The sequence below is a fragment of the Mesorhizobium sp. dw_380 genome (genome assembly GCF_018588885.1).
GTDB lineage: Bacteria > Pseudomonadota > Alphaproteobacteria > Rhizobiales > Rhizobiaceae > Mesorhizobium.
Window position 1 is genome coordinate 268167 of sequence record NZ_JAFFIW010000001.1, and the last position, 22546, is coordinate 290712.

Here is a 22546-nt window from a genome sequence, read left to right on the forward strand (position 1 = left end):
GATCAGCTTCGATGTCGTCCAATCTGTTCGATCTCAGCGGGCGGCGGGCCCTCGTAACCGGCTCGTCGCAAGGCATTGGGTTCGCTTTGGCCAAAGGCCTGGCGCAAGCCGGCGCCAGCGTGGTCCTCAATGGTCGTGACGCGGCGAAGCTCGGCGCCGCGGCCACGCAGATCCCCGGGGCCGAAACGCTCGCTTTCGACGCGACCGACCATGACGCGGTTCGCTCCGCGATCGACCATTTCGAGCTGTCCCGCGGACCGCTCGACATAGTGGTGAACAATGCCGGCATGCAGTTCCGCACGCCGCTCGAGGATTTTCCCGCCGATGCATTCGAGCGCCTGCTGCAGACCAATGTCGCCAGCGTCTTCCATGTCGGCCAGGCTGTCGCGCGCCATATGATCAGGCGGGGCCGCGGCAAGATCATCAACATCGCCTCGGTGCAGACAGCACTTGCCCGCCCCGGCATCGCGCCCTACACGGCAACGAAGGGCGCTGTCGGCAACCTGACCAAGGGCATGGCGACGGACTGGGCCAGGTTCGGCCTGCAGTGCAACGCCATCGCACCAGGCTATTTCGACACCCCGCTCAATGCAGCGCTTGTCGCCGATCCGGCATTCACCACCTGGCTCGAGAAGCGCACGCCGGCCGGCCGCTGGGGCAAGGTGGAGGAACTGGTCGGGGCCTGTGTGTTCCTGGCCTCCGATGCCTCGTCCTTCGTCAACGGCCAAGTCCTTTATGTCGACGGCGGCATCACCGCATCGATCTGATCCGCCGCGCTGCCGCGCGGACGAGCAATCGCGCCGCCGCGCGAACGAAATCTTAATGTAAATGAAGCGTAATCCCGACCATTAGAATAATGCGTATGTGTTGGGGTTGCGCATGCCGGAATATTCTTCCTTCATCCGGTTTGTCCGGATTCGCTATCTTTCAGGATTGCTGATTTTCGCGCTGGCCTCAACGGCCATCATGTTTGCGCTCAACCGTGTCAATTCCTTCCGCCACGAGATCGATGCGCTGAGCAGCAACCTCGTCGTCTTCACCCGCGACCTGCGCAACGCGACCAGTTTCGCCGAGACGACCGGTTCCGCCTGGCGCAACGAAACGCGCGATGCGCTGACCGCTTCGGCGCGCGATCATTCCGAACGCCTGACCGGAGAGATCGACACGCTAACCGCCCAGCTCGCCGCGATCCGCACCCGCCTGTCGGTCAAGACCATCAATGAACTCGATACCGCCTCGGTCAATGGCGATCTGTTCTGGTCGCCGCGCGATATGGTGCGCAATTTCAACCTGATGTCGGTGGCGCAGAAGGCTGATGAATGGAGCTATCGGGAAATCCGCAACCAGAACGACCTGTTCGTCCAGCCGATGCTGGTCCGCGTCCGCACCGCCCTGGACGACGAGCGCCATTTGGCCGACGCTTCCAGTGACCGGTTGCTGCTGTGGGCGAGCGGTCTGTTGTTCGCCGTGCTGGCCATCGTCGCCCTCTGGATTTTCCGGCCGATGGAACAGGCGATCCGCCGCGCCTTCGCCCAATCGGCGGAGTCCCTGTTCAAGGCCGAGGCCGCCGACCGTGCCAAGTCCGAATTCCTGGCCAATATGAGCCATGAGATCCGCACGCCGATGAACGGCGTGCTCGGCATGGCCGAACTGCTGGCCAAGACCGAATTGAACCCGCGCCAGAAGACCTTCACCGACGTCATCGTCAAGTCCGGCAATGCGCTGCTCACCATCATCAACGACATCCTCGATTTCTCCAAGATCAATGCCGGCCAGCTGACGCTGGACCCTGCTCCCTTCCGCCTCTCCGAAGCGGTCGAGGATGTGGCGACGCTGGTCTCGGCGCGTGTCGCCGAGAAGAACCTCGAACTGATCGTGCGTGTCGATCCCCGCCTGCCGCCCTATGTGGTCGGCGACGCCGGCCGCTTCCGGCAGATCGTCACCAATCTGGTCGGCAACGCCGTGAAGTTCACCGAGAAGGGTCATGTGCTGATCGATGTCGGCGGCGAAACCGTCGATGATGTCGTCCAGCTCAAGCTGCGCGTCGAGGACACCGGCATCGGCATCCCGGCCGAGAAACTGCAGAACGTGTTCGAGAAATTCGCCCAGGTCGACGGCTCCTCGACCCGCCGTCATGAAGGCACCGGCCTCGGGCTTGCCATCGCCGCCCGCCTCGTCGACCTGATGGCCGGCAAGATCGGCGTCGAGAGCGAGATCGGGCGAGGCTCCGTCTTCTGGTTCGCGGTGCCGCTGCCCGTCCATCGTGCCGAGGCGCGCGACGCGATCGTGCCGGTCGACGTCACCGGCGCGCGCGTGCTGGTCATCGACGACAACCCGGTCAACCGCGAAATCCTGCTCGAGCAGCTCAGAAGCTGGAGCTTCGACTGCGCCGCCGCCGAAAGCGGCGCGATGGGGCTGGCCTTCCTCGATCGCGCGTTCCAGCTGGGCGCCAGCGTCGATTGCATCATCCTCGACTACCAGATGCCCGGCATGAACGGCGCCGATGTCGCTCGGGCCATCGCCGCCGACAGCCGGCTGTCGGCCATTCCGGTCGTTCTCCTGACCTCGGTCGACCAAGTCGATTTCGGCAAGATGATCATCGACTTCGGCATATCGGCGCACCTGACCAAGCCGGCACGCTCGGCGGTCCTGCTCGGCACCGTTATCTCGGCCATCCAGAAGGCCCGCTCGCAGGTCGGCAAGGCACAGTTCGTTCGCGAGCCGGTCCGGCCGATGCCGCAGGCGGCTCCGCCTGCCTTCACCGTTATCCGTGGCCCCGCCCTGCCGGTCGTGACCGCGCCGGAATCGACCGCCATGCCGAACGGCCCGATCGACATCCTCATCGCCGAGGACAATGACGTGAACCAGCTTGTGTTCGGGCAGATACTCAACGGGCTCGGCCTGAGCTATCGCATCGCCGGCAATGGCCGCACGGCGGTCGAGATGTACCGGTTGTTGCATCCGAAACTGATCCTGATGGACGTCTCGATGCCCGAGATGAACGGTTACGAGGCAACCCGCGCCATCCGCGCGCTCGAAGCTTCGTCGGGCAGCCACATCCCGATCATCGGCGTCACCGCCCATGCGCTGAAGGGCGATCGCGACAAGTGCATCGAGGCCGGCATGGACGACTATCTGCCGAAACCAGTTTCGCCCGATCGCCTCGGCGCCAAGATCGGCACATGGCTGAGCGAAACGGTGGTGGCGAAGACTGCTTAGCCTTGGCCGGTCGATTGCCCGATCAGCGCAGCCGGCCGATCGGGATTATTTCCGGCGACGTGGCGACATAGGGTGCGCCCTGCCAGTCACCGAGCCACTGCTCGACCAGCAGGCCGGCCTCGCCGAGCATCCTCTCAAGATCTTCCTTTGCCGGGAACGCTATCTTCGATTCGGCCCCCAGGACCTTTCCGCCGCCAGGAATTTCATAGAACGTCGAATAGGTGACGATGGCGGTCTCAGCATCGCGTTCAACGTCATTCCAGGATTTCACCGCGCCAAGGCTGGGATGCATTACTATCCGTTCGGAGCGCTGAGGCGTCCATTCCAGCCATTCCTTCGCGGCAGGATTTCGAGTGTCGAAAATGAAGCGACCATCCGGAGCAAGATGATCGGCGATAGTGCGCAGGACTGCCTTTTGGTCCTCCTCTGTCAGAAACACCTGAAAGGCATGCCCGGTCAGCAGCACCAACTCGAAGCGCCGGCCGAGCCGAACTGTTCGCGCATCTCCCTCAACCCAGTCGACCTTGTCTCCACCAGGTCTGCCGCGCCCGACGTCGAGCATCGGCGATGCCGGATCGACGCCAGTGACATTGCGCCCTTGGATGAGCGCCGCGGCCAGCTGCCCGGTGCCGCAGCCGAGATCAAGAACTGAGCGGGCACTGCCGGCGAATCCAAGACAATAATTGAAATCGTCACCGCCTGTGTTCTCGATATCGTAGAACTGGACGAGATCAGGATCGCTATAAAGTCTGTAGGTCATGGCGGGCCTATAACCGAAATTTCTGCCGGGTGCGACTGTGGACTTGTCGGTTCGGCTACCGGTTGCGCACCACCACGCACGCCCCGCCGACGCTCTGCAGTTTTTGGCAGATGACATTGGCGGCGGCGCGGTCATCGACCCCGATCCTGACCGCATAGATGCCGCGGCGGCCGATCGGCGTGCGCACCCGGCTGACCACCGGGTCATGGTTGGCAAGCATTGCCGGAAACCGGCTCCGCACCCGCAGCCATTGGCTGATTGCGGCACTGCGGCGGAAATTGCCGGCCACCTGGATGCCCCATGGCTTGATGTTGATCGAGGCCATCGCCACGGTCTGCGACATGATCACCGGTAGCCTGCGGCAGGCGACGGCGAAATCCGTTTTGGCGTCGAGCGGCTCGACTTTTCCGGCGTAGGCCTGGTCGGCAAACTTGTCGACCGGCTCGCCCATGATGTCGAAGACATAGCTCTCGGTCTCCATCGGCAGGAAGCCGCCCGAACCAAGCCAGCGCGCCACCCGGTTTTCGCCGGCATTGTAGGCGGCGGCTGCCAGGCCAAGATTGCCGTAGCTGGTTTTCATTTCGGCAAGATACTTCGCCGAGGCCGGGATCGCCTGGTTGATGTCGAAGGAATTTTCGAGCCCCCGCATCTTGGCGGTGCCCGGCATGAACTGGGCAATTCCTTCGGCGCCGACCGGGCTGACGGCGTTGCGATCGAACCGGCTTTCCTTCCAGATCAGCCGGGCGAAGAAATCCCGCGGCAGGCCGTTCTGGTCGGCATGTGCCTGGATCAGCTTGCAGACCTGGTCGATCAGTCTCTGCTTGGCCGATTGCGGCGGATCCGCCTGAACGAGTGTCGGCCAGCCCAGCCCGCACAGCAGGATCAAAGCAATTCCAGGAAAAGTGTGAAACGGTTTTCGCGGGAAAAGCGCATGGCGCTTTCCCTTGGGAATTGCGTCAAGACAAAGAGGTAAAGCGGTTCGGCGTTTCCTCGAAACGATGAGCCGCTTTAGCGTCGCCCAGAGGAAACGCGGCATCTGATCTACTCTGCCGCGGCCTTGCCGCCGCGACCAAACCTCTGCTCGATATAGTCGGCGACCATTTTCTCGAAATCCGCTGCGATCGACGGCCCGCGCAGCGTTGCCGCCTTCTTGCCGTCGACGAAGACGGGTGCCGTCGGCGTCTCGCCGGTGCCGGGCAGCGAAATGCCGATGTCGGCATGCTTGGATTCACCCGGGCCGTTGACGATGCAGCCCATCACCGCGACCTTGAGGTTCTCGACGCCGGGATATTTCTCGCGCCATACCGGCATGTTCTTGCGCAGGTCCGCCTGGATGTTCTGGGCGAGTTCCTGGAACACTGTGGACGTCGTGCGTCCGCAGCCGGGGCAAGCGGCGACGATCGGCACGAACTGCCGGAAGCCCATGGTCTGCAGCAATTCCTGCGCCACCTGCACCTCGCGCGTGCGGTCGCCATTCGGCTCCGGCGTCAGCGAGATGCGGATGGTGTCGCCGATGCCTTGCTGCAAGAGGATGCCCATCGCCGCCGACGAGGCGACGATGCCCTTCGAGCCCATGCCAGCCTCGGTGAGGCCGAGATGCAGCGCATGGTTGGAGCGGGTGGCAAGTTCGGTGTAGACGGCGATCAGATCCTGCACGCCGCTGACCTTGGCCGACAGGATGATCTTTTCGCGGCCAAGGCCGATCTCTTCGGCCATCTCTGCCGACAGGATCGCCGACTGCACGATCGCCTCGCGCATCACCTCCTGCGCCGTCAGCGGAAAACCCTTGGCCTGGTTGTCGTCCATCAGCCGGGTCAGGAGCTCCTGGTCGAGCGAGCCCCAGTTGACGCCGATGCGCACCGGCTTGTCGTGCTTTATCGCCATCTCGACGATATCAGTGAACTGCCGGTCCTTCTTGTCCTTGAAGCCGACATTGCCCGGATTGATGCGGTATTTGGCCAGCGCCTCGGCGCAGGCCGGATGATCGGCCAGAAGCTTGTGGCCGATATAGTGGAAATCGCCGACCAGCGGCACGTTGATGCCGAGCCGCTGAAGCCGCTCGTGAATGCGCGGCACGGCCGCCGCACTCTCGTCGCGGTCGACGGTGATGCGCACAATCTCCGAGCCGGCTCGGTGCAGCGCCGCGACCTGCGCAACGGTCTGGTCGATATCTGCGGTGTCGGTGTTGGTCATCGACTGCACGACAACCGGCGCACCGCCGCCGACGACCACGCCGCCGACATCGACGCCGACCGAGGTGCGGCGAGGGAAGGGAAAGGAAAAATATCCGGTCATGCCGGCAGCCTTTTGTCTCTGAAGCCCCGTACGCCCACTCGGACGCACGAAGACTCCCGGGGCCGATGCGCTGAAGTCCGGGCATGAGGTGGAGGAGCAAAGATGGCTTGTCAATGGCGACAGGTCGCCACTGGCAGCAATTGACGCTCTACAATTTCCTTGACGCCGGAGTTTTGACGGGTCGCTTGCGCTGCGGTCCGCATGCCTTGGCGATTGGCGCAAACGCCTGTCGCTTCGTCAATCCTGGGGCGGAGCAAGGAGCAAAGCGACGCAGCGCAGACCCCAGGATTCATGACATCCGAGTGTTGCTGCGTGCAGAATTCTGCTCCGCTGCGCTCGTCGACCAGGGTTACGGCATGGATCCTCGGGTCTTCGCGACGCCGCTCTGCGGCTGCTCCGCCCGTGGATAACGAAATTTGGGAGGCTTCGGCCAATCTCGAATGTTTATGATGATCAACCGAAACGAATGATGGAACCTTGTGACAGCCGAAGCGGAGATTGGGCTGATGAAGGCCAGCTTCCGGCTCATGGCGCAGCGCTGAAAACCAAAACCCATCACACCGGCGGCGGTTGCCGCCGGCAAGGAAGACCGCAAGTGGTGAGCGGCTATGTCAGTTGAGCATCAATGGGTGGTCGGTTGCGCTTTCAGTTTCTCAATCGCATCCTTGAGTGCCAGCTTGCGTCGCTTGAGATTCACGATTTCGAGGTCGTCCACCGACGGGTGGTTCATCGCGTCATCGATTTCGCGTTCGATGTCGCCGTGTTTCCGCTGCAACTCATCAAGATGGGATGCAAGAGACATGATTGGTTCTCCCTTTCATGGTTTCCTCGATTGCAGCCGCCACTGCGCGTCCACCGCAGGTCGCTTCTGTGACGGCACAATGACAGTGTGCCACCTTCCGGCTGGGATGTCGAATGCTGCGTGGTAGCATTCCACGTCAATGTGAAATGTGATATTGGCTGCGCGCCGGTGGCAGAAATTGCCGCCCCCGCCCAATCAGGCCCAGTTTTGGGCGCCGCAGACGTGCAGACGGTAGAGAATGTCCGATCAGGAACAGGCCGATATTCGCCTCGAATTTTCCCGGCTGAAGCAGGAACACGCCGACTTCGATGCGGCGATCAACGCGATGATCGCCATGAACTGCGATCCCTTGCAGATCCAGCGCATGAAAAAGAAGAAGCTGGTGCTCAAGGACCGTCTGATGGCCCTGGAAGACAAGATCATCCCGGACATTATCGCCTGAACACATTCGCTGGTCGCACGCCTAGAGCAATTCCAGGAAAAGTGTGAAACGGTTTTCCGTCCGGAATTGCGTCAAAACAAAGAGTTAGAGCGGTTCACCGTTTCCGCGAAACGGTGAACCGCTCTAGCCGGCGATCGAAAGCCTGGCCGCGCGGTCGCGCAGCAGGCCGATGAGACTGGCGGTCCGTTCCTCGGACGTATCGATGGGAACCACCAGGCACATCGTCGCCTCGACCTTTCCCGGGGCTGAAAAGACCGGCACGGCGAGACATTTCGTATAGGCATCGACCAGACCCGAGGTGACGCAGTAGCCGGTGACCCGCGCCTTGGCGATGTCGGCGATGAAATCGTCGAGCTTGAGCTTGCGGCCGTCGGGCAGCACGAGATCGTCGTCCGACACCATGGCTTCGATCTCAGCCCGCTCCAGCCCCGCCAGAAGCAGCCGCCCGGAAGCCGTCCATGGCAGCGGTATCTGCAGGCCGGTGGCCGAGCTGATGCGGAACGGCCTGGTGCCTGGGCTCGCGTGGACGATGGTGTAGCGGCCACTCTGCAGCATGCACAGTTCCGAGGTCTCGCCGGTCTCGCGCGACAGATTGTCGACCTCCTGGCGCCCTCGCCGCAACAGGTCGTTGCCACGCACGTAGTCCATTCCATAGAGATAGAGCTTCTTGCCGAAATAGACGCGGTTGCCGTCGCCCTCCAGTTCCAGCAGGCCGGCGTCGACCAGCGAGCGCACCAGCGTATAGGTGGTCGAGCGGGGAGCATTCACTCCCTTGGCAAGATCGCCAATGCCGATCGCCCGCTGCGTCGTGTGCAGAAACTCCAGGATCTCGAGCACCCGGTTGAGCCCCTTTTCGCGCGAGCCCGAAATCTTCCCGCCAGCTGAAACTGCGAAGGCATTGCCATCTTGCATTGTCGATTCCTGGTGTTAGTATCTGTCTTGTACAGCATACACGCGTCTCTTGTAAGAGACAATCGTACAACTCATCGACGCGTGTAGCGCTCGTCCACAGGGGAACACAACACGAAAGGAGGTCGCCGTGAACGACACATCCGGAAGACGTGATTTTCTGAAATTGGGAATGGCTGGACTGGCAACCGCCGGCGTGCTGGCCACAGTCGATGCCCAGAAGGCCGCCGCCCAAGCCGCGTCCGACAGCCTGCTGCGCACCGTGCTTGACCGCGGCAAGCTGATCGTCGGCACCGGCAGCACCAACGCGCCCTGGCATTTCGAGAACGATGCCGGCGAACTGGTCGGCATGGACATCACCATGGGCCGCATTCTGGCCAAGGGCCTTTTCGATGATCCGACCAAGGTCGAGTTCGTCATGCAGGATCCGGCGCAGCGCATTCCCAACGTCACCACCAACAAGGTCGACATCACCATCCAGTTCATGACGATGACGGCGCAGCGCTCGCAGCTGATCAACTTCACCCGGCCATATTACGTCGAGGGCGTTGCACTGCTGACGCTGCCCACCGCCGAGAACAAGACCTTCGACAAGCTGCTTGCCGGCGGTTCGGCGACACGCATTTCCATCCTGCAGAATGTCGATGCCGAAAACTCCGTCCACTATGCCTTGCCGCAGGCGCAGGTGCTGCAGATCGACACCCAGGCCAACGTGCTGCAGGCGCTGGAATCAAAGCGCGCCGACGCTGCCGCGGTCGACCTGTCCACCGTGCGCTGGCTCGCCTCGCGCAATCCCGACAAATATTTCGATGCCGGCAAGAGCTGGTATTCGATGCTCTACGGCGCGGCCCTGCGCCAAAGCGATCTCGACTGGCTGACCTTCGTCAACCAGACCTTCACCATCGCCATGTTCGGTCATGAGACGGCGCTCTACGACGCCGCCTTCAAGGACTATTTCGGCCAGGAGCCGCCGGCGCGTCACCCCGGCTTCCCGGTCATCTGATCCCAGATCGCGGAAGGGCAGCATTCTCGCCCTTCCGCGATCTCCTCGACGCCCTTCACACCGAGGCGGACGCATGGGCTATGCCCTTAATTTCAACCTGATCTGGCGGCATTTCGACAAGCTTTGGGGCGGTCTGCTGCTCAGCCTCGAGCTTGCCGTCATCTCGATCGCGATCGGCGTCGTCATCGGCCTGGTGCTCGCGGTCTGGTATGTCTCGGCCGGACGCATCGTGCGGGCGGTGATCGCCGCCTATGTCGAATTCATCCGCAACGTGCCGCTGATCCTGCTGGTCTACCTCGTCTTCTACGGCCTGCCGACCGTGGTCGACCTCGCCTACAGCGCCCCGACCTCCTTTGTCCTGACGCTGTCGGTCTATAGCGGCGCCTATCTGGTCGAGGTGTTTCGCTCGGGCCTCGAGGCTGTCCCGCGCGGCCAGCTCGATGCCGGCAAGGCGATCGGCCTGACGCCATGGCAAAGGCTGATCCACGTGCGCCTGCCGACCATGCTGCGCATCACGTTGCCGGCGTTGTCCAACACTTTCATCTCACTGTTCAAGGACACGTCGATCGCCTCTGTCATCTCGGTGCCCGAACTCACCTTCGGTGCCCAATGGATCAACTTCAATACCTTCCGCATCGTCGAAGTCTATCTGGTGACGACGGCGATGTATCTCGTGACCGGCTATGCCATGCTATTCGCGCTCAGGCTGGTCGAGCGCCGGTTCAGGGCGGCGCGCTGACATGCTTGGCCAGATTCTCTACGCTCTGCCCTTCCTCGCCGAAGGCTTCGCCGTGACCTTGTGGGTGTCGCTGCTGGTTGTCGTGCTTTCGCTCATTGCCGGCGTCCTGCTGGGTGTCGGCCTGGTCTACGGCCCTGTCCCGTTGCGCTGGGCGGTGCGCATCTTCAGCGATACCATCCGCGGCATTCCGATCCTGGTGCTGATGTTCTTCGTCTATTACGGCCTGCCCGCGATCGGCCTGCATCTGCCGTCGTTCTGGGCCGCCGTGCTGGCGCTGACCCTGTTCAAGACGGCGCAGGTCATCGAATATCTCAGGGGCGCGGTCGGCTCGATCCCGAAAGGTCAATCCGAGGCCGCGATGGCGATCGGATTGACCTTCCGCCAGCGCTTGACCTACGTTATCTTCCCGCAGGCCTTCAGGCGGTTCCTGCCGCCCTGGATCAACGGCGTCACCGACGCGGTCAAGGGCAGCGCGCTGGTCTCGCTGCTCGGCATCACCGATCTGATGCAGGCCGTCAATCAGGTCATCGGCCGCACCTATGAGGCGATGCCGCTCTACATACTGGGCGCGCTCATCTATTTCGCGGTCAACTACGCGCTCTCGCTCGCCAGCCGGCGGCTCGAGCGGCGCTTCTCCTTCATCCGGGAATAGCACGATGTCCGAAGCCTCAAATGCCACTCCCGCGCTGCTCGACGTGCGCGACGTCTCCAAGGCCTTCGGCGCCGTCGAAGTGCTGCGTTCGGTCAGCCTTCAGGTGAAGCGTGGCGAGGTGGTCACCGTCATCGGCCCCTCGGGCAGCGGCAAGACCACGCTGCTGCGCTGCGTCAACTTCCTCGAAAGCTACGACAGCGGCTCGATCCGCATCGACGGCAAGGAGGTCGGCTATCGCGAGGCCGGAACGCGCCAGCGCCGCAGCGAGCGCGACCTCGCCGCCATGCGTGCCGAGACCGGCATGGTGTTCCAGAGCTTCAACCTGTTTCCGCATTTGACGGCGGCCGGCAACATCATGCTCGGGCTCACCAAGGTGCGGAAAAAGAGCGAGGCCGAGGCGCGCCAGGCCGCCGAACACTGGCTCGGCCGCGTCGGCTTGGCTCATAAGGCCGACAGCCTGCCGGCCGAGCTCTCCGGCGGCCAGCAGCAGCGCGTCGGCATCGCTCGCGCCGTGGCGATGGAGCCGAAGATCCTGCTGCTCGACGAGATCACCTCGGCGCTCGATCCCGAACTGGTCGGCGAGGTGCTGGCCGTGGTGCGCAGCCTTGCCGAGGACGGCATGACGATGCTGATGGTGACGCATGAAATGGCCTTCGCCCGCGACGCTTCGAGCCGCATCGTCTTCATGGCCGATGGCGGCGTCAGCGCCGTCGGCCCGCCCAAGGAGATCCTCGCGGCGGACACCGCCAATGAGCGCCTCCGCACCTTCCTGGCGCGCTTCCGCGCCTCGCATTTCTGACATTGGACGGCCGACGCCGCTCATTTTTGAATATCGGATGGCTGAAGCCAACCAAGGGAGCCTTCTTCCATGACGCCTTACATCCGGCTCGCCGAACTTGGCCTGACGCTGCCCGAGCCGCCGACGCCTATTGCCAACTTCGTCACCCATGCCGAGAGCGGCCGGCTGATCTTCCTCTCGGGCCAGGGGCCTCTGCGCGCCGATGGCACGCTCTGCACCGGCAAGGTCGGCGAGGATGTGACGGTCGAGCAGGCCTATGAGCATGCCCGCCTTACCGGGCTCAACCTGCTTGCCGTGATGCATGCCGCCGCCGGTGATCTCGGCCGCATCGTTCGCGTCGTCAAGCTGCTCGGCTTCGTCAACGCAACACCGACCTTCAGCGACCACCCGAAAGTGGTCAATGGCTGTTCGGACCTGTTCGCCGACGTCTTCGACAAGATTGGCGGCCATGCGCGCTCGGCGATCGGCGTCGGTTCACTGCCTGGAAACATCACTGTCGAAATCGAGGCGGTCGTCGAGATCGCCGCCTGATCTGCCACCCACGGGATCTGCTCACATGAAAACCCATTCCGACACCGGCTCCAACACCACCATCCGCGAACGGCTGGGCTTGAGGCCGATCATCAATGTCTCTGGCACCATGACCGCGCTCGGCGCCTCGATCATCGTCCCGGAAGCGATCAGCGCCATGGCCGAAATCGCCTCGCAATGGGTGGAGATGGACGATCTGCAGCGTGCCGCAAGCACGGTTGTCTCCCGCCTCACCGGCGGCGAGGCCGGCTTCATCACCGCCTGCTGCGCCAGCGGCATCACCATGGCGATCGCCGGCGCGATGACGGGAACCAGCCTGCTTGCCATCGAGCGCCTGCCTGACGACACCGGCGACCTCAAGTCGGAGGTCGTCATCCAGTTGGGCCACATCGTCAATTACGGCGCACCGATCGATCAGTCGGTCCGCGTCGCCGGCGCCAGGGTCGTGCCTGCCGGCACCGTCAGCGTGACACAGGACTACCATGTGCGCGAAGCGATCAACGAGCGCACGGCCGCGGGCCTCTATGTCGTCGCCCACCACACGGTGCAGTACGGCATGCTGTCGCTAGAGGAATTCTGCGAGATCTGCCACGCCAGCGGCGTGCCGGTGATCGTCGATGCCGCCTCAGAATACGATTTGCGCGGTTTCCTGGCGCGCGGCGCCGACGTCGTCATCTACAGCGGCCACAAATTCCTCTCAGGGCCGACCAGTGGTATCGTCACCGGCCGCAAGGACCTGGTGCGATCAGCCTATCTGCAGAACCGCGGCGTCGCACGCGCCATGAAGGTCGGCAAGGAGAGCATCGCCGGCACCATGGCGGCACTGGAGGCGTGGGAGAAGCGCGACCATGCCGGCATCCGCCGACGCGAGGAGGCGGCGCTCAATCTATGGAAGGACGCTTTGCAGGGCATACCGGGCATATCAGCCGAGATCATTCTCGACCCGACCGCCAATCCGCTCGATCGCCTGCAGGTCTTCGTCCGGCCGGAAAGCCGCTTCAGCGCCGCCGGCCTCGCCTTGGCGCTGGCCGCGGGCTCGCCGCCGATCATCGTGCGCAACCATGAGGTCGAGCGTGGCCATTTCTTCCTCGACCCCTGCAATCTCCATCCCGGAGAGGCGGAGATCGTCGCCGAACGGCTGCGGGCCGTATTGACCGCCAAGGACCGCCCCGCCGATGCCATGAAAGCTGCCCGTAAGGATTCCTCCGGCGTCTTGCGCTGGCCGGACTAGGCTCGCGGCGTCGAGTAATTATTTCATCGGGGATTCCATCGATGGATGATTCTCGTCTATCTATGCGCCCTTGGGAGGATCGCAAAAATGGAAATTCCAAGGCTTGGCGAATGTAAATTTGATGAACGCGATGGCTGCTACGTTAGCGAACCTATCTCGTTGGCGGTTATGAATAGGAAAAAATGCAGAATACTCGTTGAAGGATACGACGAAGATCCTCCGGTTGAAGACTTTCACGAAGCAATTTCCAACTTCTTGGAAGCACCCAGTACTGTTCTTATGGCAGCAGAGCCGCATAGCTTCAAATATTATCTAGACGTCAAGGCAAGCATTGAACCAGAAGATGATTTCCCATCTATCGGTTCGCCCTCTGAGATATGGCCATTCGTCCAGCTTCGCGGAGAAGCCATCGTTAGCCGCCGGCCCTACGGCGACAATGGCATATACATCTCGCTTGAGTGCAATTGTGATTGGGAGCCCGAGCACGGCCTTCAGATCGTTTTTAAGAATGGTGCCGTCGTTAACAAAATAGGCCCTTATGATGGGCACCTCACAAACTCAGACGCCTATGCTGATAGCGCCCTTGAAAATGTTGTCTATCGCTAAGCGCTGCCGCCCGCCTGATGGACAAGCACGAAAGGAGGCGCCTACACTGGCCGCGCTGAGCGCGCCAACCGACCAAGCGTATCTGCAGGGGGCTGATCACAAAACTGTGACCAACCTTAATTGCGCAGGGCAGGAATAAAACGCCTCCCGAACAAGTCTCCTCGTCATACGCCACTGCTGGCGTTGAGGAGATCGGCATGCCCTATCATCGCGAGCCCGGCGAACATGGTTGCGGCGTCAGCCGTCGCCATGTGTTGGAGCGCATGATCGTCATCAGTCCCTCCTCCTTGGTTCTTGACACTGGTGGCGCATATGAATTCACTTCCAGCAAGGCAGGCGACCTTGCCTATTCCCGGGGGTTTTGCCCCTGTGAGCAAGGCAAACTCGCTGTCGCGTCCTGAGGCGGCACGCCCGGTCTTGTCCGGAGTATCGGATCATGGTGCTGCTTTGAGCGAGAGGGCGCTGGCAGAACGCTTCAACGAGGTGGTGCTGCCGCATCTCGGCGACGCGCTGGCGCTTGCCCGCTGGCTGACCGGCAATGCCGCCGATGCCGAGGATGTCGTGCAGGACGCCTGCATCAAGGCGCATGCCGGCATGTCGGGCTATGCCGGCGGCAATGCCCGCGCCTGGCTGCTGACCATCGTGCGCAACACCTCCTACAGCTGGATGTCGCGCAACCGGCCGCGCGGCATGCTGGCCGTCGGCGACCTCGGCGATCTCGACGACATGGCGGCCGCGCACGGCACCAGCCTGTCGGACGAGGACGGCCCGGAAGCGAGCCTGATCGCCAAGGCCGATACAGCGGCGCTCGAGGCGGCGATCGCCGCCCTGCCGCAGCCGTTTCGCGAAACGCTGGTGCTGCGCGACATCAACGGCCTCAGCTATCGCGAGATATCGGCCATGCTCGACGTGCCGATGGGCACGGTGATGTCCAGGCTGGCCCGTGCCCGCGGCCTGCTGGCGTCCGAACTGGGGAGAGCGCCATGACCAGCCATGACGACGGACTACCCAACGATCCCGAAGGTATCAGACTGATGATCCACGCCCTTGTTGATGGCGAACTCGATGCGGCGGCGGCACTTGCGGTGGAGCGTCGCATCGCCGCCGATCCCCGGCTTGCGGCCGAGCATGCCCGCATCGTTGCCTTGCGCGGCGCGGTCAGCCGCTTGCCGCGGCCCGATGTCAGCGATGCCTTTCGGGCCCGCATCGCGGCGATCGGCATGGCCGGCACCGAACAGCAGGAGCCGCAGCGGGACACGTCGGTGCTGCCCGGATTGATCTCAGTCGCTGGTGGTGGCCAGAGACGAGAGGCCGGGGCACGCCCGCCCCAGGCGCGGCCATCGTCAAGGGCACGCCGCTTCGGCTCGTTCGATTGGCGCGCCATGGCCGCGTCGATCATGATCAGCGCGGTGCTCGCCAGCGGGGCGACGCAATGGGTGATGTTCAGCGGCGCGGAAGACGGCTTTGCCGCGGCGGTCGCCAGCGGCCATCGCCGCAGCCTGCTGGCCGCGAGCCCCATCGACATCATCTCGTCCGACCGCCACACGGTCAAGCCGTGGCTTGATGCCCGCATCGGCGTGTCGCCGCCGGCGCCCGACCTTGCCCAGGACGGCTTCGCACTGATCGGCGGCCGGGTCGAGGTGATATCAGGCCGGCCGGTGCCGGCACTCGTCTACCGTCACCGCGAGCACCTGATCACGCTTGTCGCCGAACCGCAGCAAGGCGGTAAGATCACCCAGCCGGACGACCTTTCATCCGGCGGCTTCTCGATGGTGCACTGGAGCGACGGCGCCTTCTCCTACTGGGCGATCTCCGACATGGAGCGGCCCGAGCTCGACGACTTCGTCGCCCGCTTCCGCAAGGCGGCGGTGTAAAGACGCCCCTGCCCCGTTGCTGATTCCAATGCGCTAACAGGTCCTTCAGCCTGCGGAGCCGGTTAAACACCGGCACTCAAGTCGCGCGTCTCAACCTCGCCAAGGCTGGGCCCGACAGCTGGTCGCAGCCTTCAAAACAATTACTTTACAAACTCTTCAATTTCTGTAAAGTTATGAAGGATGAAGGATAGATTATGCCAGCCAACCGTTTCGCCACGCGTCTGAATTCCTTTGCCTCACGGCCACAGGCCGAATGGCCTGATCTCGCTGGCAAGCCGTCGCTGATGCAGATGGCGGCGCGCGCCGCCAAGGTTGCCGGGTTGACCGATCTTGACCTCAACTTCCCCGACCATGTCGGCGAAAAGCCGGCCGAAATTGCTCGCAAACTCAGTGATCTCGGCCTGTCCATCAACGGCTTTGCCATGCGCTACTATTCCAATCCGGCCTTTAAGCTGGGCGCCTTCACCAACCCTGATCCAGCGGTGCGCCGTGAAGCCATCGACATGACCAAGGCCGGCATCGACGCCGTGCGCGAGGCTGGTGCCGGTCTGATGACTTTGTGGCTCGGACAGGATGGCTTCGACTACGCTTTCCAGGCCGACTATGCAGCGCTTTGGCAACACGAAATCGATGGAATTCGTGAAGTGGCAGCGCATGACCCCGGCTGCCAGATCAGCCTCGAATACAAACCCAACGAGCCGCGCTCCTACAGCCTGATGCCAGACGCGGCGACGACCCTCTTGGCGATCCGCGATGTCGGCCTGCCCAATCTCGGAGTCACACTCGACTTCGCCCATGTGCTCTATGCCGACGAGCAGCCGGCCTTTGCCGCAGCCCTCGTAGCGCGCCACAGCAAGCTGCTCGGCGTCCATCTCAACGACGGCTACGCCAAGCGAGACGATGGGCTGATGGTCGGCGCGGTGCACACGCTGCAGACCATCGAGTTGCTCAGGCAGATCCGCCGCGACGGCTATGCCGGCGCCATCTATTTCGACACGTTTCCGGACATGACCGGGCTCGACCCGGTGCACGAGTGCGAAGTCAACATCGCCACCGTCAAACGCATGCTGCGCGTCGTTGACCGGATCGACCAGGACAACCGCCTGGCAGCCGCCATGGACAGCCAGGACGCCGTCACATCGCAGGCCATCATCCAGGAAATCATGCTCGGACCGGACAGCTGAGGGTCGGCCGAGCCGCTGCCGTTTTTCAACAAGGGAGGAATACAATGAAGTTGCTGCTTGCCACCGCCACACTGATCGCACTGTCGATCAGCTCGGCCTTTTCGGCCGATCTTGCGCCGCTCAATTCCGATACCGAGAAGGACCGTATCGACTGGTCGCAGGTCGAGGCCAAATTCGGCGCGTTCCCCAAGCTGCCCGCTGGCACGAAGGCGGGTGCGGTCTCCAAGACGCTGACCAACGAATACTGGCGCTCGCTGGGCGATGGCTACAAGGCGTTCGGGGAAAAGGCCGGTGTGCCCGTCGTTTATCAGGCAGCGCAAAGCGAAGGCGACCAGCTCGGCCAGCTTACCATCGCCGAGGGCCTGGTGACGCAGGGCTACAACGTGCTGCTGGTCTCACCGCAGACGGACTCCAATCTGCAGCCCATCATGGAGCAGGCAAAGGCAGCCAATGTGCCGGTTGTCAACGTCAATGACGCAGTCATCCCGCAGGCGGAACATTATGTCGGCAACGTCCAGCGCGACAACGGCGTGCGCGTCGCCAAATGGTTCATCAAGAACCGGCCGAACGGCGGCAAGGTCGCCATCGTGGAGGGCCAGGCCGGCGTCTATGCGGCAGTCCAGCGCACTGACGGCTTCAAATCCACCATCACCGAGGGCGGCAAGTTCGAGGTTGTCGCCAGCGTGCCCGGCAACTGGGATCGCCAGACTTCCTATGACGCGGCCACCAACATTCTGCAGCAGCACCCCGACCTGATCGGCTTCTATGCCAACAATGACGGCATGGCGCTGGGCATCGTCGAGGCGGTGAAGGCAGCCGGCCTGCAGGACAAGGTTGCCGTCTTTGGCACTGATGGCATCTCCGATGCCTACGCTTCGATCCGCGCCGGCGAACTGACCGGCACGGTCGACAGTTTCCCGGTGTTGACCGGTGAAGTCGCGCTCGAAACGGCGTTGCGCCTCGTCGCCGGGCAGAAGCTGCCGCGCGTTGTCGCCACGCCTCAGGCACTGATCACCAAGGACAATGCCGATCGCTATTCCGGTCCCGATGCACGCAACGCGCTGCTCGAGGACGCGGCCGCCGGCAACTGAAGCACAATGGCACGGTGCCGGCCAGAGCCTCTGACGGCCGGCACCGGTCTGGGAGACCGATCCAATGTCTGTCCGGCTGCAGTTCGACGGCATTTCCAAGCTGTTTCCGGCCGTCCGGGCGCTCCATGAGGTGTCCTTTTCGGTCGGCGCCGGTGAAATTCATGGCCTGCTCGGCGAGAACGGCGCCGGCAAGTCGACGCTGCTGCGCATCCTGTCGGGCGTCTACCGGCCGACGGCGGGAAGCGTCCTGATCGACGGCAAGCCGGTCACGCTAGCCAATCCGGTTGCGGCGCGTGCGGCGGGCGTGGCCATGATCCATCAGGAACTGCAGCAGGTGCCGCGCCTCAGCGTCGCGCAGAACATGTTTCTCGGTCATCCGCTGACGCGTGGCAGCATATTCGTCGCCCGGCGCGAACAGGAGCGCCGCGCCGCCGAGGCTCTGGCGGCCATCGGCCCGTCCATCGATCCAGCGGCACCGCTCAGCACCCTCAAAGTGGCTCAAAGGCAGATGGTCGAGATCGCCCGCGCGCTGCTCGATCGTGCTAGGATCGTGGCGATGGACGAGCCGACATCGAGCCTTACGCCGAGCGAGTTCGAGCGTCTAGCCGAAGTCATCAAGGGCCTGGCGCGTGACGGCGTCGCCATCGTCTATGTCTCGCACAAGCTGGACGAGGTGTTCGGTATCTGCCGGCGCGCCACCATCATGCGCGACGGTATCGTCGTCGATTCCGTCGATCTGAAAAGCCTCTCGGAAAAGGCGGTCGTGGCGATGATGGTGGGCCGCGAGCTGGCGCAGGAACAGCACAATTCGCATGCCTCCAGTCAGGTGATGCTGAGCGTGCGAGGCCTCGCTTCTACAAAGGTGCGCGACGTCTCCTTCGATCTGCATCGCGGTGAGGTGCTGGGCATTGCCGGCCTTGTCGGGTCCGGCCGCACTGAACTGCTGCGGCTTTTGGCCGGCGTCGACCGCGCTACCACCGGTAGCATCGTGATCAATGGCAAGGCGATCAAACCTGCCAGCCCGCGCGACGCGATCGCCGCCGGCATCGGACTGGTGCCGGAAGAGCGCAAGCGTGAGGGCATCGTGCCGTTGCGCTCGATCACCAGCAACATGGCGCTGGCCTCGATGAGCGTGTTCGCGCCACACGGCATCATCGATCATCGCGGGCTGAAGCAGATCGCGGCCGAGAAGATGAAGCGGGTCAATCTCAGGCCATTTCTGCTCGACCGGCCGATCCGCCTGTTCAGCGGCGGCAACCAGCAGAAGGCGATCATCGGCCGCTGGCTGGCGGCGGGCACGCGCATCCTTTTGTTCGACGAGCCGACACGCGGTATCGATGTCGGCGCCAAGGCGGAAATCTACCACCTGATCGAGGAGCTCGCTGCCGAGGGCCATTCGGTGGTCGTCGTCTCCTCGGAGCTCCCCGAGGTGATCCGGCTCGCCGATCGCGTGCTGGTCATGCGCGACGGCGCCATCGCCGCCGAACTCGGCAGGGCGGATCTCTCGGAGCAGGCGATCGCCGCGCACGCCATCCCGCAAACCCGAACGCCGGCCGCTGAGCCGGCAAGGCAATAGGTGACGGATATGTCGGACGCTACTCTGGTTCAGCCAAGGACCGAATTCCTGCGCGGCTTTTCCATGCGCGATGCCGGCACGCTGATCGGCCTGATTGTCATCCTCGCCGTCTTCGGCGCGCTGGTGCCCGGCTTCTTCGCCGAGCGCAACCTGATCAACATCCTGCAGCAGTCGAGCATCAACGCCTGCTTGGCGCTGGGCATGACGCAGGTCATCATTTCCGGCGGCATCGACCTGTCGGTCGGGCCGACGGCGGCGCTCTCGGCCGTCATCTCCGCCTCGATGATGGTTGCCGGCGTCCCATTTCCGCTGGCCGTTGGTGCGGGCTTCGCCATCGGCCTGCTGTGCGGTCTGGTGAATGGCATCCTTGTCGCCCATGTCGGATTGCAGCCCTTCATCGTCACGCTGGGCACGCTCAGCACCTATCGCGCACTGGCGCTGATTTACACAGGCGGCAATCCGGTGCTCGGCCTGCCCGCCGGCTTTCGCGCCATCTTCAACAGCTCGCTGTTCGGCCTGCCGCTGGCGGTGATCATTGTGGCCTTCGTCGCAATCGCCGCATGGATCGTGCTGAAGAAAACCCCCTTCGGCGAATACCTGCTCGCCGTGGGTGGCAATGAGGAGGCGGCCTACATTGCCGGCGTGCCGATTGCCCGCACCAAGATCGCCGCCTACATGATCTCCGGCCTGCTAGCAGCGCTTGCGGCGCAAATCCTGATCGGCCGGCTGGGCGCGGCCGAGCCCATCCTCGGCAATCTCTGGGAGCTTGACGCGATCGCGGCGGCGGCCATCGGCGGAGCGTCGCTGATGGGTGGCAAGGGCAGCGTCGTCGGCACCATCCTTGGCGCCGTCATCCTCGGTGCGATGCGCAACGGTTTGACGCTGATGAACGTGCAGTCCTTCTATCAGCTTCTGGCAACTGGTCTTATAATCCTCGCCGCGATGCTTATCGATCGCGTGACGAGGGGGCGTGGATGACCTTGAGCGGCCTGGACCTGAAAGCGGTAGGACCGCGCATCCGCATGATGATGCCGCATCTCACCCCGCTGGAGGCGAAGGTGGTGGAAACCGTCTTCGGCCGGCGCGGCTTTGATGAGAGCATACCGCTGAAGCAGATCGCCGAGGAGGCCGGAGTATCGGAAGCGATGGTGGTCAAGATCGCCAAGAAGCTCGGTTTCTCCGGCTATCGCGACTTCCGCACCGCCGTCTATGAGTACAGCCGCCTGCCGACCGCCGAGATGCACCAGGAATTGTCGTCCGACGACAGTTCGGCCGAGATCGTGCAGAAAGTGTTCCGCACCTCGATCCAGGCGCTGGAGGAGACGCTGGCCATCCTCGACATAGAGGATTTCGACCGCGCCGCCGATCTGCTCTTCCGATCCAAAACCCGCGACTTCTACGGCGTCGGCGGTTCGGCGCAGATCGCGCGCGACGTCTCGCACAAATTCCTGCGCATCGGCATCCGCGCATCCGTCTACGACGATTCCCACATGATGCTGATGTCGGCCTCGCTGCTTGGCGCGGACGACATTGCCGTCGGCTTCTCGCATTCGGGCAACACGTCAGCCGTCATCGATGCCATCCAGCTGGCGCGCAAGAGTGGTGCGCGCACGCTTGCCATCACCAATTACGACAACTCGCCTCTGGCGGCGGTCGCCGATATCGTTCTTTGCTCGACCGCCCAGGGGTCACCCCTGATGGGCGAGAATGCGGCGGCGCGCATCGCCCAGCTCAACATCCTCGACGCGCTGTTCGTGGCGGTGGCGCAGCGCGATTACCAGTCGGCGGAGCGCAATCTCGGTCGCACCATGTCGGCGGTGGCATCGAAACGAAAAGACCGGGGCTCATGACGCTGCCAACAACACAGCCGGTCACCGTCCTCGGCAGCCTGCATTACGACATCATGGTCGACGCGCCCGACCGCCCGCGCAAGGGCGAGACGGTGACCGGCCATGCCTGGCGCCCGAAATGCGGCGGCAAGGGTGGCAATCAGGCGGTCTCAGCGGCGCGGGCCGGCGTAAGCGCGGCGATGATCGGTGCCGTCGGCGACGATGATTTCGGCACGGCGTTGCTGGCCAATCTCGATCACGCCGGCGTTGACCGACGCTTCGTGCGGGTGGCGTCGGATGCCGGCTCCGGCATGAGCGTGGCAATCTTCGACGCAGGCGGTGACTATGGCGCGGTGATCGTCTCGGGCAGCAATCTGACGCTCGGCGAAAAGGACATCGCGGCCGCTTCCGAAGTGGTGACCCAAACGGCGGTGCTCCTGCTGCAGAATGAAGTGCCGGAAGCTGCCAACATTGCCGCCGCACGCGCGGTGAAGTCACAGGGCGGCCGCGTCGTGCTCAACGCCGCGCCGGCACGCGAGCTCTCCGCCGAGTTGATCGCGCTTGTCGACATTCTCGTGGTTAACGCCATCGAGGCGGAATTCCTGGCCGGCGTGGCCGTTGTCGAAACCCTCGACGGCGCCGTGCACGCCGCGCGGCGGCTTATCGATCTCTGCCCGGTCGCAATCGTGACTGCGGGCGCGGATGGTGTCGCGTGCTGCGACCGGCAAGGGGAGGCCTTCGCGTTGCCGGCCATCCCGGTCAAGCTTGTCAGCACGCATGGCGCGGGCGATGAGTTCGTCGGGGCCCTGGCGGCGTCACTTGCCCGTGGGGAAGGAATGCGAGCGGCCGTCAGGGCCGCCAACGCCGCTTCGGCTTTGCTGGTCTCGACGCCCGAGGCGGAGCGCCATGGTCTCGGAAGCGCTGATTTTCATCGTGCCGGGGAGCGGCAATAGCCGCATATCCTTGCGGCATCGCGCGAATTCCGCTAAGGCGCGCCTTTGTCG

Annotated in this window: 24 protein-coding genes; 19 read left to right on the plus strand and 5 right to left on the minus strand. The window is 63.4% G+C overall.

Translation table 11 applies throughout. The features are described 5' to 3' along the window. Positions 1-11: 11 nt before the first annotated feature. Both JT360_RS01360 and JT360_RS01365 read left to right on the plus strand, forming a co-directional pair. Positions 12-767: an SDR family oxidoreductase gene (locus JT360_RS01360; RefSeq protein WP_214469687.1), complete on the plus strand. Its 756-nt coding sequence runs from the start codon at positions 12-14 to the stop codon at positions 765-767. A gap of 112 nt (positions 768-879) precedes the next feature. Further along, complete coding sequence (locus JT360_RS01365; protein ID WP_214469688.1) at positions 880-3219, plus strand: response regulator; 2340 nt, start codon at positions 880-882, stop codon at positions 3217-3219. A gap of 22 nt (positions 3220-3241) precedes the next feature. Here JT360_RS01365 and JT360_RS01370 read toward each other — a convergent pair whose 3' ends face one another. The 4 genes from JT360_RS01370 to JT360_RS01385 all read right to left on the minus strand — a co-directional run bounded on the left by JT360_RS01370 (position 3242) and on the right by JT360_RS01385 (position 7076). Next, positions 3242-3979, minus strand: a complete 738-nt coding sequence (locus JT360_RS01370; RefSeq protein ID WP_214469752.1) for a class I SAM-dependent methyltransferase — start codon at positions 3977-3979, stop codon at positions 3242-3244. A gap of 55 nt (positions 3980-4034) precedes the next feature. Further along, on the minus strand, positions 4035-4865 hold the full coding sequence (locus tag JT360_RS01375; RefSeq protein ID WP_250888555.1) for a lytic transglycosylase domain-containing protein: 831 nt from the start codon (positions 4863-4865) through the stop codon (positions 4035-4037). Positions 4866-5020: 155 nt separating this feature from the next. Continuing rightward, complete coding sequence (gene ispG / locus JT360_RS01380; protein ID WP_214469689.1) at positions 5021-6274, minus strand: flavodoxin-dependent (E)-4-hydroxy-3-methylbut-2-enyl-diphosphate synthase; 1254 nt, start codon at positions 6272-6274, stop codon at positions 5021-5023. Between the two features lie 622 nt (positions 6275-6896). Further along, positions 6897-7076: a YdcH family protein gene (locus JT360_RS01385; protein WP_010911953.1), complete on the minus strand. Its 180-nt coding sequence runs from the start codon at positions 7074-7076 to the stop codon at positions 6897-6899. A gap of 238 nt (positions 7077-7314) precedes the next feature. Between JT360_RS01385 and JT360_RS01390 the strand changes: the two genes are divergently transcribed. Then, a complete protein-coding gene (locus tag JT360_RS01390; protein ID WP_214469690.1) occupies positions 7315-7518 on the plus strand; it encodes a YdcH family protein in 204 nt (67 codons plus the stop codon). 123 nt (positions 7519-7641) lie between these two features. Here the strand turns inward: JT360_RS01390 and JT360_RS01395 are convergent, their stop codons facing one another. Next, positions 7642-8430 (minus strand): IclR family transcriptional regulator, encoded by a 789-nt coding sequence (locus JT360_RS01395; RefSeq protein WP_214469691.1) that lies wholly within the window; start codon positions 8428-8430, stop codon positions 7642-7644. A gap of 169 nt (positions 8431-8599) precedes the next feature. Between JT360_RS01395 and JT360_RS01400 the strand changes: the two genes are divergently transcribed. From JT360_RS01400 to JT360_RS01475, 16 genes are all read left to right on the plus strand, one after another. After that, positions 8600-9430, plus strand: a complete 831-nt coding sequence (locus tag JT360_RS01400) for a transporter substrate-binding protein (RefSeq protein WP_214469754.1) — start codon at positions 8600-8602, stop codon at positions 9428-9430. Positions 9431-9503: 73 nt separating this feature from the next. Further along, positions 9504-10169, plus strand: coding sequence for an amino acid ABC transporter permease (locus JT360_RS01405; RefSeq protein WP_214469692.1), 666 nt, complete (start codon positions 9504-9506; stop codon positions 10167-10169). 1 nt (position 10170) lies between these two features. Continuing rightward, positions 10171-10821, plus strand: a complete 651-nt coding sequence (locus JT360_RS01410; protein ID WP_214469693.1) for an amino acid ABC transporter permease — start codon at positions 10171-10173, stop codon at positions 10819-10821. A 4-nt stretch (positions 10822-10825) separates the two neighbouring features. Continuing rightward, positions 10826-11620: an amino acid ABC transporter ATP-binding protein gene (locus JT360_RS01415; RefSeq protein WP_214469694.1), complete on the plus strand. Its 795-nt coding sequence runs from the start codon at positions 10826-10828 to the stop codon at positions 11618-11620. A gap of 69 nt (positions 11621-11689) precedes the next feature. Further along, the gene (locus JT360_RS01420; RefSeq protein ID WP_010911960.1) at positions 11690-12151 is read left to right on the plus strand and encodes a RidA family protein; all 462 of its coding nucleotides are present in this window, start codon (positions 11690-11692) and stop codon (positions 12149-12151) included. Positions 12152-12176: 25 nt separating this feature from the next. Beyond that, complete coding sequence (locus JT360_RS01425; protein ID WP_214469695.1) at positions 12177-13382, plus strand: aminotransferase class V-fold PLP-dependent enzyme; 1206 nt, start codon at positions 12177-12179, stop codon at positions 13380-13382. A 45-nt stretch (positions 13383-13427) separates the two neighbouring features. Further along, entirely contained in the window at positions 13428-13988 is a 561-nt protein-coding gene (locus JT360_RS01430) for a DUF6985 domain-containing protein (RefSeq protein ID WP_214469696.1), read from the plus strand. 197 nt (positions 13989-14185) lie between these two features. Beyond that, positions 14186-14389, plus strand: a complete 204-nt coding sequence (locus JT360_RS01435; RefSeq protein ID WP_214469697.1) for a hypothetical protein — start codon at positions 14186-14188, stop codon at positions 14387-14389. A 46-nt stretch (positions 14390-14435) separates the two neighbouring features. Beyond that, complete coding sequence (locus tag JT360_RS01440) at positions 14436-14975, plus strand: sigma-70 family RNA polymerase sigma factor (protein WP_214469698.1); 540 nt, start codon at positions 14436-14438, stop codon at positions 14973-14975. Beyond that, positions 14972-15862: an anti-sigma factor family protein gene (locus JT360_RS01445; protein ID WP_214469699.1), complete on the plus strand. Its 891-nt coding sequence runs from the start codon at positions 14972-14974 to the stop codon at positions 15860-15862. The genes JT360_RS01440 and JT360_RS01445 overlap by 4 nt, the downstream gene beginning before the upstream one ends. Positions 15863-16056: 194 nt before the next feature. After that, entirely contained in the window at positions 16057-17046 is a 990-nt protein-coding gene (locus JT360_RS01450) for a sugar phosphate isomerase/epimerase family protein (RefSeq protein ID WP_214469700.1), read from the plus strand. Between the two features lie 44 nt (positions 17047-17090). Continuing rightward, a complete protein-coding gene (locus tag JT360_RS01455) occupies positions 17091-18137 on the plus strand; it encodes a sugar ABC transporter substrate-binding protein (RefSeq protein ID WP_214469701.1) in 1047 nt (348 codons plus the stop codon). 64 nt (positions 18138-18201) lie between these two features. Further along, a complete protein-coding gene (locus tag JT360_RS01460; RefSeq protein WP_214469702.1) occupies positions 18202-19713 on the plus strand; it encodes a sugar ABC transporter ATP-binding protein in 1512 nt (503 codons plus the stop codon). Positions 19714-19722: 9 nt separating this feature from the next. After that, positions 19723-20691 carry an ABC transporter permease gene (locus tag JT360_RS01465; protein WP_214469703.1) on the plus strand — a complete coding sequence of 323 codons (969 nt, stop codon included), beginning with the start codon at positions 19723-19725 and terminating at the stop codon, positions 20689-20691. Beyond that, positions 20688-21563: a MurR/RpiR family transcriptional regulator gene (locus tag JT360_RS01470; protein ID WP_214469704.1), complete on the plus strand. Its 876-nt coding sequence runs from the start codon at positions 20688-20690 to the stop codon at positions 21561-21563. The genes JT360_RS01465 and JT360_RS01470 overlap by 4 nt, the downstream gene beginning before the upstream one ends. After that, the gene (locus JT360_RS01475; protein ID WP_214469705.1) at positions 21560-22495 is read left to right on the plus strand and encodes a ribokinase; all 936 of its coding nucleotides are present in this window, start codon (positions 21560-21562) and stop codon (positions 22493-22495) included. The genes JT360_RS01470 and JT360_RS01475 overlap by 4 nt, the downstream gene beginning before the upstream one ends. Positions 22496-22546 lie beyond the last annotated feature (51 nt).